Below are 17,775 nucleotides of genomic sequence, written 5' to 3' on the forward strand. Positions count from 1 at the left end.
AACGCTGGAATTGTTCGCTATCGACTCTTGATATCACACGAGCAATCGTGTCATGAACGGGCAGTCCATTTTTGAAAAGCCCTTTCTCGCGAAACCAGTCAAAGTGTAAATCACCAAAATCTTCAATGTCTTCCCAGCCTTTGGCACCAGCGATGGAAGCACACACGACAAGGAATAAAATATCAGTGAATAAATGTGCCACCTTAGCTGATTGACGAGGATCTTCTAACTCACTAAAAAGCTGTTCAAATGCACCTGTACCCATGACTCTCTCCGCAAAAGAGAGTATAAGATCACAGTCACTAAATTTCGTCCAGTTGTAATATCTCTTGTTAACTCAGTTGGTCAATAAATGTTCGTGATCTTGCCCTGATATTAGGATAACCTATTGTCAGCAAGTGTTTTTCAACAGTTTCTTGGTAGAACTCTGCAAAAAAATCGTAAAGTCATTTTATCGTTGTACGCCCAATGAGTTGAATGGAAGCATTGACTTGTTCCAGCAGCAATTATCCGTGACAAGGAACAGGTGGCCGAAAACTTTTTTGATCTCTACTACATACCAAATTCGAAAGCTAGGTTACGTTTCATTACCCTATTTTTATTCTCTTGCTAAGTCGCAGTCTCTCTTTTCAGGAGTGATATTAAGGCTAAGGTTACAGTAACTTAAGCCTGCCAAAGATTACGGACCAATAGTTTCATTTTTAAAAGTCAACAAAAACGATATGTCTTCTTCGGCGGTTTTGGTTACAGAAACTTCTGCACATACAGCGTCGCACAATGCATCTACTATAGAAAGACCTAGCCCAAAGTTATCTTCAGATGTTCTAGAAGCATCTTTTTGCCAAAGCGGTTCAAACATATGCTTTAGATCATCCTCATTAACCTCTGTCCCCACCTTATTTGTCACTCTGAGGTAAACATTACTAGAACTATTTACACCTAAGTTCACAAGTATTTCTGTATCAGTTTTTCCGTGTTCTATAGCGTTATCTATCAGATTACTTATTATCGATTCTACTGCAACGCGATTGCTCTTGACGCTTAACTGAAAATTGGAGCTAATCTCTACCTTAACATTTCTTGCTTCTTTTATCTGAATAAGTTGAGTTACTAATTTGTGGATATCTATCTCATCAGTTAGCTCTAGGGTCTTAAAACTATATTTTTGGATTAACATAAGGCCAGAAATAATATTTTTCATTCTTGTGCCTATTTGCAAAACACGTGGCTTAAAATCTTTTTCTAATCTTATTTCTCCTGGAAACTTAATTGCTACTTCAGTCATATTTATTAATTCAGAGACTGGTGTTTTTAGCTCGTGTGCGATATCCGAAGTCAACCTCTTCTCACGCAGGTAAAGCGAATAATTATCTTCAATAAAGTGATTCAAACTTTGGGTAATGGGTTCCAATTCCTCGACATTATTTTGAAAAGCTTCGTGTTTTTGCCTAGTGGTAAATCGTAGTCCTTTTATCTTGGCATTTAAGGCATCCAAGGGTGCCAGAGCATAAGCCACAGTGTTACGCACTGTAAATCGAACAACTAGCGGCACGATAATTAATGCAAATAGAAAAGCACCATCGATAAACCACAACGTGAAATTTAACAATTCTGTAGATGTTGCGTACGCGATAACCATTGACGGACGAGTATCGTTACCCTTATCCATGACCCGATAAAATCCAGCTCTGTCTTCAGAATCAATCTGAGGTATATATCGAGTGTAAATTACCCGACCCGTACGGCCATCGGGCAGAGTAATATCCTGGAAAGAATATTCATCCAGGCCAATGCTGCTGTAAGGCAATTCATTGATGGTATAAAGCGCCAGAGTATCTGATTTTTCAAACGTTGAGTCTTTGTACCAAAGTTGAAAATACTCGGGGGAAGATGTCCCTTCAAACTCAGGCAAATACTCACCTGCAAATTCGAACTCCACACCCTCGACATCTTCATTTACCAAGCTCTGAAGCATACCTACTTTTGCCTTCATAGCCTGGTTGAATTCTTGTTCGATCCAGGAATCGACACCAATATCTGCTGCAAGTAAAACGGCAATGACTAACAGTGAAATAATAATAGAAAGTCTACGTGTTAATGTTTTACGTATTGATTTCATTAGCTTCTACAACTCTGTAACCAAAACCACGTTTACTTTTAATGGGTAGAGACGCGCCGCTTTCTCTTACTTTTCTCCTTGCTGAGGAAAGGTGAGCTTCAATAGCATTTTTTGAGATATGGTCATAGCTTCCAGAAATAAATTCACTCAGCATTTCTGAGGTAACTATCTTGTGTCTATTGAGGAAAATACATTCAACAATTTTGTACTCATTCGGGGTCAGGTTGATAATGCCATTATTGTATGAAAGCGTTTTAAACTGGATATTGAGTGTCAAACTGTTGATAGTAACCTGGTCATTGAGACAATTTGCCGCACCTCTCCTCATCAAGCTAAGTAGTCTAGCAGTCAATTCGTCAAACGAGAACGGCTTAGAAAGGTAGTCGTCAGCACCTGCCAATAGCCCCGCTACCTTGTCTTCAGACTCAGATCGCGCAGATAAGATGATAACCTTTGTTTCTAAATGTCTTTTTCGTAACGTTTTAAGAATAGTCATACCGTCCAACTCAGGTAGCATCATATCAAGGATGATTATTTCGTAGCTACCAAGCAACGCCATACCCAATCCCTCAGAGCCAGTGCCAGCAGTATCGACTGAGTACCCCAACTTTTCTAAGCCTAAGCTCAAACTGTTCCTTAATGATAAGGAGTCTTCTATCAGAAGTATTCTCATAATTTGAACGTCAATTTTAAAGTTATTTCAGTATACCTTCTCATCCTTAGGATTTACTGAAGAAGCTATTGAACTGGTGCTTATAGTTAACCTACACAAAAGTGGTTCTTTTAGCATAAACTGATTGATTTCCTTCAGTAGCTCTTAATTTATCTCGTTATTATGTTCATATTAATAACAGTTTTGTGACTGACGATGAAGACCGATTCTTATCAGCCCTGCTACTTAGCGAGTGCTCAATAACCTCTACAGAAATTTCTGCCCCCAAATTGTAAGAGTGACAAAGCTGTTATTTTTGACACCGATGAAACACTGATGCTCAGTAACACCTGCATTTTTTCTGAAAGAGAAAGTGCGTCTGAACTTGTTCAAGCATACACTGATAACGGCCCCAGAGTTATCTATCTGACTGCGCGAAGTATATACTTCCAGTGCAACATTTCATTTTTTTATCCCGTTACCATTTCCCAGACGGAAATATTCAGGTAGCGAATGCTACGGCTGAGCGAAAAAACTTTAAAACATTAAACTAAATATTCTAAAGCGTTACACGGAGTCTGGCTGGACACTTTTTGCTGCATTTGGCGATTCAAGCACTGACTTTGCTGCTTATTTGGCCGCAGGCGTTACTCAGGACAAAATATTTGCAATAACAAGACAAGGTGATCGTAAGTGCAAACCAGGGCCGTGGCAAAAGTGCTACGATAACTGGTCGAAACACATTCCTATAGCGTGTTTTCCTTAACCCACCTCTTTCTTCCTTCCTGAGCGATTAAAACATTATTACTTCAATTAAATGACTCTTCATAAGCGTATCTTAAGTTTTGTTTGTTAACGTTTTCCTGTCGAAAATAGAATTTGCTTGATCTTGAGGCTTTGACAGAGGGCTACGTGCGAATTTCAGTTGTAATACCAGCGAAAAACGAAGAAAAAAATTTAAAACCCTTAATTGAGGAAATTTATAGAGCGTTAACAGGTGTAGCCAACTTCGAAGTCATCTATGTTGATGATGGAAGTACGGATAATACATTTGAGAATCTGCTTTATCTGAAAGCGAGTGGCTTTGAAAGAGTTAACGTACTACGGCACAAGCACTCGGTGGGACAAAGTACAGCTATTTGGACAGGGGTGAGCCATGCTGATGGAGAACTTGTAGTTACACTTGATGCGGATGGGCAGAATGATCCCTCTGATATACCAAACCTCCTGACTATGGCCTCTCAATTTCCGTTAGGGAGTCACTTTTGCATTGCTGGTCACCGTAAAAACAGAAAGGATACAGCTTGGAAAAGATTTCAGTCAAAACTAGCAAATTCTGTAAGAAGTAAACTTCTTAATGATGATACACCTGACACCGGATGTGGGTTAAAGGTCTTTCCAAAACAAACATTCCTCGATTTACCCTATTTTGATCATATGCATCGTTTTCTGCCAGCACTGATCCGGCGACAAGGTGGGATCATTAAAGTTGTTGAGGTGAATCACAGAGACAGGCAATTTGGAAAATCAAAATATAATATGTTAGGGCGGCTTGGGGTCGGACTAACTGATATGGCAGGAGTTTATTGGCTTCAGAAACGTAATAAACTTAATGATGTCATCTTAGAAAATGAAGAGAGTATCTAATTGAATTCCAGTCTCCTTCGTTTCTTCATTTTGGTACTTACCATTCTGTTTTTTAGTCATTTGATTCCGGTCTCTCCCTCATTTGACGCATTTAATCAGGAATGGATAGACAAGCATACCCGTAATAATGGAGTGACAGGGATAGCCAAATTTTTAGCCGTCTCAGTATTTTTACTTTCTATCGGACTTCCACGCCAGTTAGTCGCATTTATGGGGGGGTATGCCTTTGGATTTGCTGCAGGTATCATCTATTCAACATTAGCAGCTATCCTCAGCTGTGCAACAGTTATGGCAGTGTCCCGATCTTTCGCTAGACCGATTATTATTCAACACTTTGAAATGCGGGTGCGCAAGTTAGACCATTTTCTAGTTCGCTCTCCCTTTCTTAAGTCCGTTATCATTAGACTGTTGCCAGTAGGAAATAATCTACTCACAAACATTTTTGCTGGCGTTTCAAAGATTCCACGACGCTCTTTTATTCTTGGGTCTACTATTGGCTACATCCCTCAAATGGCGGTTTTTGCATTGATGGGTAAGGGTGTATTAGTCAACTCTGAACTTAAAATAATCATAAGCGCCCTATTATTCGGGATTTCCAGCTTGCTAAGCGCATATCTTTTTAAGGTTTATCGTCGTCAACATAATGACGATAAAACTCTTCGTTCACTCACAAAAAGCAGCAAATGTAGCAATGAATCAGACGAGCTTAGCCATTAAACATAAGAACAAGCACCCAAATTATACTTTCTGGCTTTTTGTACTGGCTAGCGTGTTGATATTTATCGGGATTGGGTTAAGAGATCCCTGGCCTGCTGACGAACCTCGTTTTGCACAAGTTGCAAAAGAAATGGTTGAAACAGGTCAGTGGTTCTTTCCAGCCAGAGCGGAAGAGTTTTATCCTGATAAACCACCTGTGTTTATGTGGTCTATCGCTTTTTTCTTTGCGCTATTCGGGTCAATTAAGATTGCCTTTCTGCTCCCATCTGCTTTATGCAGCCTACTCACACTTTTTTTGGTGTATGACATCTCAAAACGACTGTGGAGCACAAAAGAAGCGCTGATCGCAACGTCACTTCTTTTATTGAGTTTTCAATTTTTGCTTCAGGCCAAGTCTGCACAAATAGACGCAATGGTCTGCTGCTGGATAACAATAGGATGCTATGGTCTTCTGCGCTTTTTCTTAGTTGAAAGGCGATGGCGTTGGTATTACCTCGCCTTTTTCTTCATGGGAATTGGCGTCATCACAAAAGGGGTCGGATTTTTACCAGTCTTAATGCTGATACCATACTTGATACATCGACGCGTTTGGCCTCAGCGGGACATAGCTAAGAAGCAAACTAAAAACTCCGTATTACCGTGGATAATGGGTGCAGTGGTGATGTTACTGGCTATATCACTATGGTTTATACCTATGTTGATATTAGTCGAAAATAGCCACGATCCATCACTTGCTCTATATAGAGATAACATTCTTTTTAGGCAAACGGTCACTCGATATGCTGATTCCTGGCATCACATAAAGCCATTCTGGTATTACCTCGTTGAGGTTATTCCATTATTTTGGCTGCCAATTAGCATCGCTCTTCCATGGCTCATCCCATTTTGGTATAGCGCAATTAAAAAAGGTGATGCCCGCATACTCTTACCGTTGGGTTGGATTGTACTTGTCCTGCTTTTCTTCAGCGTAAGTCCTGGCAAACGGGGGGTGTACATCTTACCCGCATTGCCGATGCTGGCACTGATCTCTGCGCCTTACTTTGATTCAGTTGTTAATAAAAAAGTATTCTCCTGGCTTTTGTGGGGTGTTGTATTTTTACTATCAGTAGGCTTATTGGGGTTTGGTTTTTCCGGCATAGTAGAAGCATCATTCGCCCTAAAATTAGAAGAAAAGTTCGGGCTTTCTCCGTGGATGTTTTTTTTAGTAACGGGGGGACTGACGTGTCTGGTTACGGTGATTACTTCTAGAGGGAAGCACTGGAAAGCCTGGCCTTATTTCTTGTGTACTCTTTGGGGCATGTACGCTACATGGGGTTACACTTTACTTGAAGATGTAAAAACCCCTAAAAGCGTATTTGGAAATATTGAAAAAGAAATTGGCAAACATGATGCAACTATTGCACTTGTTGATTTTTCTGAACAGTTTATTCTCTTCTCGCCTTATCCCATCGTCCACTTTGGCTATCATACCCCTACTGATGAGCAATTATCTGCCGCCTACCAGTGGATGGAGAAGACTGACAAGGGAAGATATATCCTCGTAGATGAAAAACACGTACGTAATGATTGTTTTAAAAAAGAAATGGCAACGTCTGTAGGATATGCACATCGCGTCCACTGGGTTCTATTATCGCACGAGGCATTAACCGAAAAATGTCCGCTTACGAGAACGACGACTGAGATCTTTAGTTATATCCCAGACAGGCCCGTTACGTGAGAAATACATATCTTCATAAAATGAAAAAATAGTGCGAAAATTTTCATTCCACAGTTTTCCTTAAGCGTCATTTAAGTTTTGACAGGTAACTTGTGTGCTAAGAAGTACACGAGAGCCTTATTGTGAAATTCCCAATAACACTAAACTTTAATCCTACATCAGCTCAGTTCATTTTAGTTTCTTCACTATTTATCGCAGCAATATTCAACGCACCATTTCTGTCTGCTGTTTATGAAGTTGTAGCCCCTGTAACATTGAATGAGTGGGTATTTTTTCTCTCTGTACCGCTCTTGCTAACCTTTTTTAATGTTATTTTTCTAAGTCTTTTTGGTGCCCTATTTTTGCCGCGCACCACCGTTGCAATTGCTTTCGTTGTAAGTTCTCTACTACTTTACGGCACCTTGGCCTATGGTGTCATTTTCGATAAGAGCATGATACAGAATGTAATGGAAACAAATTCTGGTGAAGCTTTTTCCTATCTAAATTCGACACTTGTTTTATTCTTCTCTATATTGGGATTAATCCCTGTATTTGCGATTTTTAACCTGGAATTAAATGGGAAGCTCAAGGCTCGAATCAAGCACCTTCTAGTGCTGAACTTATTAGCTTTATTGGGTATTGCAATTATAGCCACGTTCCTTTTTAAGAGCTATGCAGCTGTCGGCAGAAATAACAAAGACCTAACGAAGTATATTATTCCCTACGCCTTTTATGATTCAGGGTACAAGTACCTTCGGGACACTTACTTCTATCCGCCTTTACCCTACAAAGTATTAGACAAGCGTCCCTACATAAAAGGGAATGCTGATATACATCCGTCTACTACAGTGTTTGTGGTTGGCGAAACGGCCAGAGCTGACAAGTTTTCAAGCAACGGCTATTCGAGGCGTACTACGCCTAATATCCAGAACGCAGGTGCAATCAGTTTTAGCAAGGTGACATCTTGCGGCACTGCTACCGCAGTCTCTGTGCCATGTATGTTCTCAAGACTTTCACGAGAAAATTATGATTCGCGTATCGCAGACAGTCAGGACAATGTTTTAGACATCATTCATCGTGCAGGAGTTGACGTGACTTGGATTGACAACAACAGTAGCTGTAAAGGCGTATGCAAGAGGGTAAAGACCCTAGACTTTGATCCGTCCAGAGATCCCAAGTTTTGCGATGGAGATTATTGTTATGATGAGGTACTTGTTGACCTTTTAAGAGAAACTCTTTCAAGGCCATCTAAAGAACATAGAGTTATAGTCTTACATATGATTGGCTCACACGGGCCTACCTATTACCGGAGATACCCAGAGAAATTTGCTAAGTTCGTGCCAGACTGTCCCAGAAGTGATATTCAAAATTGTGAAGAGGCAGAGCTGACAAATACGTACGATAATACTATTGCATACACAGACTACGTGCTAGGCCAGATTATTGAACAGCTTTCCACTATTCCTAATTCGTCGATGCTTTATCTATCGGATCATGGTGAGTCATTGGGAGAAAAAGGGCTTTATTTACACGGTTTCCCTTATAATTTAGCGCCTGTTGAGCAAACTCATGTACCAATGGTTTATTGGGCCTCCAAGTTTAGCCAACCTGAATACAGTGATTGCGTAAGGTCGTTGTCCAGTCATCCTTATTCGCATGACAACCTTTTTGACACATTACTTGGTCTTACTAATGTGCAAAGCAGCACCTACCAACCCACTCAGGATATTTTACGAAAATGCGAGTCATAGACGAAACCACATCAAAAATGCATTTCGACCCTAAAGCCAAACCAAAGGGCATGTTGCGTATTGTATTAGCAATGAAAAACTCAGTTCGAGCTATATCATGGCTTGTTAAAAACGAGTCAGCGTTCCGGCAAGAACTTATCTTACTTATCTTAGCGGCGGGAGTGCTTGCATTTTGGTCAATTCCTTATATGGAAAAGGCGATTTTACTTTCCTCCATACTCTTCGTTTTGTTCGCTGAAATTATAAATACTGCAATTGAAGTAACTATTGACCGTATTGGAAAAGAGATTCACCCACTGTCAGGCTTAGCTAAAGATTTAGGCTCAGCGGCTGTTTTAGTGACGATCGCAATTTCATCACTGTTGTGGTTAGCTACATTGTGTAGATATTTTTGATTTGAGACTGTTGACTCACCGATGAGGTACCGCACTGACATGGGTCCAACTGTGCAAATTCATCAATGTGTATAAAAGAATAGAAAGCCAATAATTAGCGAGCTTTAATATAAGAAGTTAAAGTCTGATATAACTAAAAGGCAATACCCAACAACCTTTGGGTTCAGTTTTCAATTACTAGCCAGGAGTTGCATAGCAAATCGCAAAGCAAAATTGTCAGTTAGAAAAAGTTCTTCGCGTGCTTTTACTTTCGCTGATTTTTTTTTAAGTTTAATGAAAGTGAAAGCAAAAGTCAGCGATGCCATCAGCTCAAATAGCCAAAATATAGGAATGAAGCCAAACGATTCAACCAAAAAACCATTTTCATCTATACTCGAGCCTTTTATGTTATAAGCGATTAAACACAAAATACCACTAATAAAAAATAAGAAGCTCATCTTATAGTTACTTATAAATTTCATTAATGTCTCTATATTTTATTTTCAACATCTCGTAAGAGCACGAAGGAAACGTTGATGTCGAAGGTACGTGTTCAATCTTGCCTCTTACCACTTTAGTTACGCATTATTATCTATCACACTCTCCTTACAGTTTAACAAAAAATTTAATCATGAGGGGAACAAACTAAAAAGTTCAATGAAAATCTATAGTCATGATTGTAGACAATGTGTCACAAATAAAATTTTAGCTTAGAATTAAAACTTGAATTACTGTCGACTATCATTGTTAATGAGTGATGGAATTTCATCTCACCTCCTCATTAACTGCAGAATGCTCGTCAGTAAACTCTATTTCAACTGTGCTGTAACTGAAGTCAAACATGGCCAAGCTATCATAAATATCAAGCTTCAATAACTTGTATTCTTCAACTGTCTTTAAGGCACTGCCAACGCGTATAGTAATAACATTGTGTTCTCCGTCAAGTGACCAAATTTTTAAGTCATGGATATATTCAACTCTATCAACACTCCGGAGTTCATCTAACACTTGTTTGTATAAGTTTTTCTCTGGAACACCTTGCAAAAATAATTTTAAGGTTGCTAATAAGTTTCGAATTACATTAAACAATATAAAAAGCGTAAAGCCAATCGAAAGTAGGGGGTCTAAAATTGGCCAGTCGACAAATTGCATTACTATGGCAATAATTAATACAGCAACCCAGCCTAAAACGTCCTCCAATAAATGCCAGTTCAACACTCTCTCGTTTAGGGTATTTCCTCCCTGGAGTTTATACACAGCAAAGCCGTTTACAGCGACACCTAGAATCGCAAGTAATATCATGCCTTCTGTATTTGGAACGACCGGGTCTAATACTCGAGGAATGGCTTCTGATAATACCCAGATTGAGCCAAGGATAAGTACGGCTCCGTTAATAAATGCCCCTAACAGGCTGAGTCGCTTGTACCCATATGTGAAATTTTCATCGGCCTCTCTCTCTCCTAACTTATTGAGACACCAGGCGCTTCCAATAGAAACTGAATCGCCGAGATCATGAACAGCATCTGCCATTATAGCAGTGCTGTTCGTTAGCCAGCCGCCAATAAATTCAATAATTGTGAAGCTGAAATTTAATAGAAAAGCCCACCCAATTTTGTTTGAGCTATTTGAATGATTATGAGTCATAGAGGCTCCGGTGCGCCCGGAACATACCGGGCGTAAAATTTGATTAAGAGTTGCGTTTGTTATGTGCGAGCTGATAAAGCGCAGGTAAAATAAATAATGTCAATAAAGTTGATGATATAATTCCCCCAATGACTACAGTGGCGAGCGGTCTTTGTACTTCAGCACCTGTTCCTGTATTAAGTGCCATGGGAACAAAGCCTAAGCTGGCCACTAACGCAGTCATCAAAACAGGTCGAAGCCGGATTATGGCCCCTCGAATTACTGAAGTATAAATATCACCATTTTCCTGCCAGAGTTGTCTGATGAATGCGACCATCACTAGTCCATTCAAAACCGCGACCCCGGACAAAGCGATAAAGCCTACTCCCGCAGAAATTGAAAGAGGCATATCTCTAATCCAGAGTGCCAGTACTCCTCCAGTCAAGGCTAGTGGTACACCAGTGAAAATTATCAATGCGTCTTTAACAGACCCAAACGCCATAATGAGTATGCCAACTATTAACGCAAGCGTAACCGGAACGACTAAAGTCAGCCGTTTGCTGGCGGATTCCAGTTGTTCAAAGGTACCACCAAACTCTAACCAATATCCTTCCTTCATTTTTAAATCGGATTTAAGTCTTTTTTGTAAATCAACGACAAATCCTCCTAGGTCGGTTCCTCGTACGTTAGTCGTTACGACAACTCTGCGCTTTCCATTCTCTCGGCTGATCTGTGCAGGCGCCGGCTTTAACTCGAGAGTGGCTACCTCTTCAAGCGGTACAAAACTATTGCCGACACGAACAGGTAAGCTCTCTAACTTGTCAATATTTGTACGCAACTCTTCAGATAATCTGATTACAATTTTAAACCGACGATCGCCTTCATAGATTATGCCTGATTCCTTACCCCCTATGCTGGTTGAAACGAGTGCTTGAATGTCTGCTACGTTAAGACCGTACCTTGCGAGAGCATCTCGTTTTGGTAATATGGACAACATAGGAAGGCCGGCAACTTGCTCAACTCGGGTGTCTGAGGCACCTTGTATCGACTCAGCGATCTCAGCAACCTTATTTGCAGAATCCAACAATTGCTCTAAGTCATCACCGAAAACCTTGACTGCAACATCAGCCCTTACGCCGGAAATCAATTCATTAAATCTCATTTGAATTGGTTGGGTAAATTCATAGTTATTACCGGGAAGCTTTGAGGCGACTGATTCAATTTCAGCCACTAGATCCGATTTAGATTTAGCTGGATCAGGCCATTCTGAGCGAGGTTTAAGTATTACAAAACTATCGGCTACATTAGGAGGCATTGGGTCTGTAGCGACTTCTGGTGTACCTATTTTCGCAAAGACTACCGCTACCTCGGGAATTTCTAACAGCGCATCTTCAAGTAATTCTTGCATTTGAATTGATTGGTTTAGACCGGTACCCGTTATGCGTAAAGCCTGTAAAGCGACATCACCTTCATCCAGTTGAGGAATAAATTCAGACCCAAGTGTTGTTGCCAACCATCCGCAGAAGACAACAAACGCTAGTGCAGCCCCAAGAGCAGCAGCTTTAAATTTAAGAATAGCCCTAAGTGCTGGTTCGTAAGCCAGTTTCACCCAACGTATTAAAAAACTCTCCTTTTCACTGATTTTTCCCCCCATGAAAATTGCGATCGCTGCAGGCACTACCGTCAGTGACAAAATCATTGCCGCAATAAGAGCGATAACAACAGTTATTGCCATGGGATGAAACATCTTTCCCTCTACGCCTGTTAAAGTAAAAATAGGCAGATAAACAGCGGTTATGATCCCGACTCCAAATAAGCTGGGCCTGATTACTTCAATCGTTGCTATTTTCACTTCTTCTAGACGTTCCTTGAGTTGAAGAAGTCTGCCGTGATGCTGTTGCGCTTCAGATAAGCGCCTAATACAGTTTTCAACAATGATGACAGCGCCATCGACAATCAGACCAAAATCTAAAGCCCCCAAACTCATCAGATTTGCCGAAACACCTCTCTGGACCATTCCAGTGATTGTCATCATCATAGCAATAGGTATGATCGCAGCCGTAATAAGAGCCGCTCGAATATTGCCTAGTAGTAAAAATAATATGACAATTACGAGTAATGCTCCTTCCAGCAGGTTCTTCTGCACAGTGTTTATCGCTTTGTCGACCAGTGTAGTTCGATCATAGGCGGGTTCAGTAACTACCCAGCTTGGTAACGATCTTTGAATTTCAGTTAATTTACTGGCAGTTAAAGCTGCAACTTCCCTTGAGTTTTCTCCCAGCAACATCATGACCGTTCCCATCACTGTCTCTTTACCATTTCTTGTAGCGGCACCGGTCCTCAGCTGCTTACCCAAGCCTACAGTTCCAATATCTTTTATTAGAACAGGAACAGATCCTTTTTTTCCTACTACGACATTTTCGATATCCTTTATCCCTGTCAATTGACCTGGAGAGCGAACAAGAAGTTGCTCGCCATTTTTCTCAATATAGCCTGCTCCAGCATTATCATTGTTTAAATATAGTGCTTCAGAAATGTCTTTAAGCGAGACTCCCATCTCCAGCATTTTTACAGGGTCGGGATTGACGTGATATTGCTTGTCATAACCTCCAATAGTGTTTACTTCTACTACTCCCGGAACCTGGGCTAACTGTGGTCGAATGATCCAATCTTGTACCTCTCTTAAAGCCATAGGTGTGACCGGCGAGCCATCGGGTAACGTTGCTCCATCTTTCCCTTCCAGTGTATATACGAAAATTTCGCCAAGCCCTGTTGCGATTGGCCCCATTTCTGGCTCAAGGCCATCAGGTAAAACACTTTTAAGGTTAGCAAGTCTTTCGTCGATTAAATTTCGGGCAAAAAAGATATCCGTTCCTTCTTCGAAAATAACTGTAATCTGTGAAAGACCATACCTCGATATAGAACGTGTATAGGATAAGTTAGGCAAGCCATATAGTGCTGTTTCGACAGGAAATGTTATTCGTTGTTCAGCTTCTAATGGTGAGTACCCCGGAGCTTTGGTGTTAATCTGAACCTGTACATTTGTAATATCTGGTACAGCATCAATAGGTAATCGCTGGTAGCTCCAAACGCCGATCCCAATTAAGATTAGTGCAAGAACAAGAAACAAAAAGCGTCTTTCTACTGAAAGACGAATAATATTATCAATCATTTATCGTCTCCAGGATTAGTGAGCGTGAGAGGCACCGGATTTTTCAAGATCCGCTTTTATCAGAAAGCTATTTTTTGAAACGTAAATTTGACCAGCGATTAAGCCACGCTTTACTTCAGTGAAGTTGTCATCTTTTATACCCAGCTCGACAGGGACAGCTTGAAACGTGTTACCATCGTTTAAAAATACAACTGAGTTACCATCCATTGATTGGATAGCTTCATTCTCAACGCGAAGCGAAACATCGATTTTCTGAGCATCAACTACACCTGTAACCATATCGCCGGGGGAGAATTCTCCTTCGGTATTAGTGATTTCAACAATTGCGATCTGATAAGGTTCAAGTGAACCTGACGGAATGAGAAATTTGACCTTTGCATCTTGCTGTCGGGAACCTTTTTTTATGTGGATATAAGAGCCCGGCTTTATTGTATCCCGCTTGGATGGAAATACTTTCAATTCTGCCCAAAGCGTTTCAGCGTCGACTATTTTATAAAGCGTTTCACTGGTAACCAACTGCCCGACATTAACATTTCGACTTACTACCGTACCCGAAATTGGCGCTTTCACGATGTAGGTTTGTAAGCTGTCATTTGATTGAATTTTTGCAATTACATCGCCAGCCTTCACGCTGTCACCAACATCCGAAGCGAGAGTTTCTACAACTCCCGAGAACCGCGCATTAACTTCAGCCTTATTCTTGGCTGGAATTACAAGAGTACCCAACAATTCGATATGTCTTTCAATGGTCCCACTCTGAACTTCGGAGGTTGCTAATTGAAACTTTTCAGTTAATGCTCTTGAGATCTGTGTTCTTCCCTCGAAGTTTTCCCACTCCCAGGAATACTTTCGTCTTTTGTCAGTCAGATAAATAGTAGCCCTAAAAGAATGAGGTTCAGACAGAGCTTTTATTGACCGCAAAACCCCCTCTGAAGTTTGAAACTCAAATTTTTCTGAGCTTGAACCTAACTTCTGTAGCTCTATAGAAAAGGAATCAGGGATAAATGGCTTCCCATCTTCAAAAGTCGAGGCAATAATTACAGAGCCCTCGGGGCTTTCATCGATACTTACTTCTATTTTGATGTTACCTTTCTGGAATATATTTTGGTTGTCATTTGAATTGGTGACATCTTCACTTGCGGTCGCGATAGATGTCACAGTGCCGATAAGAAATAAAAATAAAATTTGCTTTAGCATAATTAATCCTGGAGATTGAAAGTGAATGATTTCAGAGATTGCCCTGTCCATTGTTCGATAAGTGCTTCATTGAGCAGGGTGGCTTCGCGATAGTTGATGAGACTCCGTTGAGATTGGAGAAGTGCATCACGTGAAGCAAACCATTCTTGATAAGTGTAAATTCCCTTTTGATAGCCCTCCTTGGTCAGCTCCAATGCTCTTTCCAAATCAGGCATTACTTCTTTTTCCAGGTGCAATGCTGCCTGTGAACTAAAATTTATGCTTTTCGTTGCTTTAAATAGAATCGCTTTTACATCGAGATACTTGGTGTCTCGCTCTAATAACTCCGCCTCCTTACTAGCAATTGCAGATTTGACTGCACCCGAATTCCTCTTCTCAGCAAATAGTGGAATTGAGGCACCAAAAACTAACGATGTATCTTGAGCTCCTTGATTCCTTCTAACACCTACAGACCAAGATAGGTCTGCGGTATTATCAGACTTAGCCAACTGAATCTCAGCGTCCTTCAGGTCAAGTGACTTAATTAGTAAATCCGCATTCGATGATGATAAGAATTGGTTAAAAAGTGTTTCGTAGGAATAATTTGTAGCGGGTGAATTTAAAGAACCAGTAAGCGTGATATCTTCATAATTGCCCTGCCAGAATAGTGTGAGAGATTGCAGGGCTATCTCTTCATTCACCTTTGCTGTCGCAAGTTCTAATTTCGCTTGATTTAAAGCCGATTTAGCTCTGAACAATTCAGCATCATTCGTTGCACCACTTTTTATTCTATTAGTGATTACAGTAAGAGCGTCTTCAGCTAAGCTCACACTTCGCTCAGCTATTTGCAGACGCTCCTGTTGTGCCAGAACGCGAATATACTGCTGAGTGAGCCCACCAAGTAGTGAGAGAGACATTGAATACTGCTCTGAATCTAAAAGGGCAGCTCTGGCATCCACAACCTGTGTTCTTGCACTCTTCTTACCACCAAGTTCATACACTGAAGATAGAGAGATGGTTGCTTCTGCTGCTTGAACTCCCGAAGTCGAACTCGTGCCCATCACATTCTCTAGACTAGCACCTACGGTGTAAGCTGGAGAAAGCAAAGCTTGTTGGCGATCTCCCTCAAGAGCTCTAGTAAGAGGTCTGAATTTCAATAATGTTGGATGACGACTGAGAGTTAGTTGAACAGCATCGTCTAAAGTTACTTGTTCTGCTAACGCTTTGGCTTGAGATAGCACCAATGCACTAGTCAGTATTCCGGCGCGCATAAATACACGCACAGGGAACTGTGAATTTTTCATGAAATATAATCCTAGTCAGTTAAAAAAACGAAAGATGACAGGGATTAAATTCTTGGAGGACGCTCTATTTGGTTAATGAAACGGCTAGGTGAAGCTTCGAGATAAACTGAAGCTAGGGTAGGGGATTTTTTCAGAAACGTGCTGTCATTATCAAGATAGAAAGCAATATGGGTGAAATGGCCATGACACGAACAGCAATGATCACAATCATTTCCTGTGCCTAAATCATAAGCATTAGGCAGTTCGATTAACGTACTTTCGGTACATACTTCGTTGCTAATAAAATGTTCTTGTTCAAAAGAAAATGCGTCAGAAACTATCAACAAAAATTGCGCGCACAACAGCAAAGCGGCTAAGACCACTTTTAGATTTTTGCTAATGCGGTAATTCGTTTTCAACACAAGATTCCTCTATTGGCAATCTATGTTCTCTTAAAATATGATTGTAGTCAATGCCTAAATGGTCAGCTTTCTGATTCACAAGAGGAACTCTGTATTAAAAAGCCATGTATTTCAATTAAGTTGCTAAATCTTGTCAGAAAAACAGAAATCTACTGCGAAGCCTGCTCATACATAATCCGGCAATGTAAAATAAGTACACCGAAGGAATAGGAGAATACAAAATGCATTTTCAATAAGCCTGTCACAGTTATTGCGTCTCGCTCGTACCAAAACCTGTAATACCCCCTAAAACAAGTGTAAAAGCAAGTCCAATACTGAAAGATAAAATCACCGTTGACCCAAGAGGTAGCTTTTCCAATTGCTATCTGATCTCCTTACAGTGAGCGCATCAATGAACAACAAAGTAAATATTATCTGGCTCATGCTATAACCGTGATGCTATGCTTATGAGCATGAAGGTGGTTCGCATCGCTTCTTTGAGTTCACCAAATCATCTAAGGCTCCATTTTCGAATAAACGGTACAATAGACTAGTAGAAAGGCATATCGGAAACTCGATATCGCTAGATACCTTACTGTAACTTTTTGGCTAAAAACGTTGTCGCCTCGCGTAAAAATGCCGATCATTTTTTGACCTTGGCAAGTTCATGTTTTAATCTGCTATCCCCGCGTCACAACGGGGATCACTGCTCTTACGTGTTTTATCTTTAGATTGCGCAGCATGATGTTTTCAGCAGTTAGGTACTGAGCTATCCCCACGAATAGTAAAATAAAGTCAAAGAGTTAGGGAACATTCATGGCATTTGGTGATCAGATCTTTCGCCAAAAAAAACCAACACAGAAAACACCATGAATGCACGCTCTATATTGAACAATCTTGTCTCTTTTGTCAGCCATAAAATGCATAAAACCCGCAAACAGGCCGTTGTCGCCTGTGTGCGAAGCTTGATTGAGAGCGGTTCGGCCACTGTGACCAGTATGGGGCGCGGTATCCGTTCCAATGCCTATGAGAAACACCGTATTAAGCGGGCTGACCGGCTGTTATCTAATGGTCACCTCCAGCGTGAAGTACCGTTTATCTATGCAATGATTTGCCGGTTATTTTGTACCTGTAAACATCCTGTCATTGCCGTTGACTGGTCAG

Annotated in this window: 15 protein-coding genes and 1 pseudogene; 7 read left to right on the forward strand and 9 right to left on the reverse strand. The window is 40.7% G+C overall.

Annotated features, from left to right (window positions below):
- The 3 genes from C6Y40_RS12295 to C6Y40_RS12305 form a co-directional block, all read right to left on the reverse strand.
- The coding region (locus C6Y40_RS12295) for a transposase family protein (protein WP_146129483.1) at window positions 1-265 on the reverse strand (265 nt) is incomplete at its 3' end.
- 414 nt (window positions 266-679) lie between these two features.
- Window positions 680-2,119, reverse strand: coding sequence for a sensor histidine kinase (locus C6Y40_RS12300; RefSeq protein ID WP_069945568.1), 1,440 nt, complete (start codon window positions 2,117-2,119; stop codon window positions 680-682).
- Window positions 2,103-2,792, reverse strand: coding sequence for a response regulator transcription factor (locus C6Y40_RS12305; protein WP_105934844.1), 690 nt, complete (start codon window positions 2,790-2,792; stop codon window positions 2,103-2,105). The genes C6Y40_RS12300 and C6Y40_RS12305 overlap by 17 nt, the downstream gene beginning before the upstream one ends.
- A gap of 291 nt (window positions 2,793-3,083) precedes the next feature.
- Here C6Y40_RS12305 and C6Y40_RS25560 point away from each other — a divergent pair, with 291 nt between their 5' ends.
- From C6Y40_RS25560 to C6Y40_RS12330, 6 genes are all read left to right on the forward strand, one after another.
- Window positions 3,084-3,281 (forward strand): hypothetical protein, encoded by a 198-nt coding sequence (locus tag C6Y40_RS25560; RefSeq protein WP_420836935.1) that lies wholly within the window; start codon window positions 3,084-3,086, stop codon window positions 3,279-3,281.
- Between the two features lie 402 nt (window positions 3,282-3,683).
- Window positions 3,684-4,418, forward strand: a complete 735-nt coding sequence (locus C6Y40_RS12310; protein ID WP_105934845.1) for a glycosyltransferase family 2 protein — start codon at window positions 3,684-3,686, stop codon at window positions 4,416-4,418.
- Window positions 4,419-5,135: a TVP38/TMEM64 family protein gene (locus tag C6Y40_RS12315; protein ID WP_015066032.1), complete on the forward strand. Its 717-nt coding sequence runs from the start codon at window positions 4,419-4,421 to the stop codon at window positions 5,133-5,135.
- Window positions 5,110-6,852 (forward strand): ArnT family glycosyltransferase, encoded by a 1,743-nt coding sequence (locus tag C6Y40_RS12320; protein WP_020742702.1) that lies wholly within the window; start codon window positions 5,110-5,112, stop codon window positions 6,850-6,852. Before C6Y40_RS12315 ends, C6Y40_RS12320 begins: the two co-directional genes overlap by 26 nt.
- Window positions 6,853-6,974: 122 nt before the next feature.
- Window positions 6,975-8,582, forward strand: coding sequence for a phosphoethanolamine transferase (locus C6Y40_RS12325; RefSeq protein ID WP_105934846.1), 1,608 nt, complete (start codon window positions 6,975-6,977; stop codon window positions 8,580-8,582).
- Window positions 8,570-8,977, forward strand: a complete 408-nt coding sequence (locus C6Y40_RS12330; protein WP_015066029.1) for a diacylglycerol kinase — start codon at window positions 8,570-8,572, stop codon at window positions 8,975-8,977. Before C6Y40_RS12325 ends, C6Y40_RS12330 begins: the two co-directional genes overlap by 13 nt.
- Before the next feature lie 170 nt (window positions 8,978-9,147).
- On the opposite strand, the gene C6Y40_RS12335 is transcribed toward C6Y40_RS12330, so the two are convergent.
- The 6 genes from C6Y40_RS12335 to C6Y40_RS12360 all read right to left on the reverse strand — a co-directional run bounded on the left by C6Y40_RS12335 (window position 9,148) and on the right by C6Y40_RS12360 (window position 16,629).
- Entirely contained in the window at window positions 9,148-9,438 is a 291-nt protein-coding gene (locus C6Y40_RS12335) for a DUF3955 domain-containing protein (RefSeq protein ID WP_105934847.1), read from the reverse strand.
- A 283-nt stretch (window positions 9,439-9,721) separates the two neighbouring features.
- Entirely contained in the window at window positions 9,722-10,600 is an 879-nt protein-coding gene (locus C6Y40_RS12340) for a cation diffusion facilitator family transporter (RefSeq protein WP_020742700.1), read from the reverse strand.
- Between the two features lie 43 nt (window positions 10,601-10,643).
- Window positions 10,644-13,751 (reverse strand): efflux RND transporter permease subunit, encoded by a 3,108-nt coding sequence (locus C6Y40_RS12345; protein ID WP_044445997.1) that lies wholly within the window; start codon window positions 13,749-13,751, stop codon window positions 10,644-10,646.
- Between the two features lie 15 nt (window positions 13,752-13,766).
- Window positions 13,767-14,948 carry an efflux RND transporter periplasmic adaptor subunit gene (locus C6Y40_RS12350; RefSeq protein WP_105934848.1) on the reverse strand — a complete coding sequence of 394 codons (1,182 nt, stop codon included), beginning with the start codon at window positions 14,946-14,948 and terminating at the stop codon, window positions 13,767-13,769.
- A 2-nt stretch (window positions 14,949-14,950) separates the two neighbouring features.
- On the reverse strand, window positions 14,951-16,231 hold the full coding sequence (locus tag C6Y40_RS12355) for a TolC family protein (RefSeq protein ID WP_105934849.1): 1,281 nt from the start codon (window positions 16,229-16,231) through the stop codon (window positions 14,951-14,953).
- A gap of 44 nt (window positions 16,232-16,275) precedes the next feature.
- Entirely contained in the window at window positions 16,276-16,629 is a 354-nt protein-coding gene (locus C6Y40_RS12360; protein WP_105934850.1) for a hypothetical protein, read from the reverse strand.
- A gap of 851 nt (window positions 16,630-17,480) precedes the next feature.
- On the opposite strand from C6Y40_RS12360, the pseudogene C6Y40_RS12365 reads away from it, so the two are divergent.
- Window positions 17,481-17,775, forward strand: a pseudogene (locus tag C6Y40_RS12365) (IS4 family transposase); the annotation flags it as partial.

This window comes from Marisediminitalea alba (assembly GCF_002993365.1).
Taxonomy (GTDB): Bacteria; Pseudomonadota; Gammaproteobacteria; order Enterobacterales; family Alteromonadaceae; genus Alteromonas; species Alteromonas alba.

Bases quoted from the DNA above. Each gene is read 5' to 3' on its own strand.
- C6Y40_RS12340 (WP_020742700.1), bottom strand. From the start codon at position 10,600: ATGACTCATAATCATTCAAATAGCTCAAACAAAATTGGGTGGGCTTTT.
- C6Y40_RS12320 (WP_020742702.1), top strand. From the start codon at position 5,110: ATGAATCAGACGAGCTTAGCCATTAAACATAAGAACAAGCACCCAAAT.
- C6Y40_RS12335 (WP_105934847.1), bottom strand. From the start codon at position 9,438: ATGAAATTTATAAGTAACTATAAGATGAGCTTCTTATTTTTTATTAGT.
- C6Y40_RS12305 (WP_105934844.1), bottom strand. From the start codon at position 2,792: ATGAGAATACTTCTGATAGAAGACTCCTTATCATTAAGGAACAGTTTG.
- C6Y40_RS12355 (WP_105934849.1), bottom strand. From the start codon at position 16,231: ATGAAAAATTCACAGTTCCCTGTGCGTGTATTTATGCGCGCCGGAATA.
- C6Y40_RS12345 (WP_044445997.1), bottom strand. From the start codon at position 13,751: ATGATTGATAATATTATTCGTCTTTCAGTAGAAAGACGCTTTTTGTTT.
- C6Y40_RS12330 (WP_015066029.1), top strand. From the start codon at position 8,570: ATGCGAGTCATAGACGAAACCACATCAAAAATGCATTTCGACCCTAAA.
- C6Y40_RS12350 (WP_105934848.1), bottom strand. From the start codon at position 14,948: ATGCTAAAGCAAATTTTATTTTTATTTCTTATCGGCACTGTGACATCT.
- C6Y40_RS12300 (WP_069945568.1), bottom strand. From the start codon at position 2,119: ATGAAATCAATACGTAAAACATTAACACGTAGACTTTCTATTATTATT.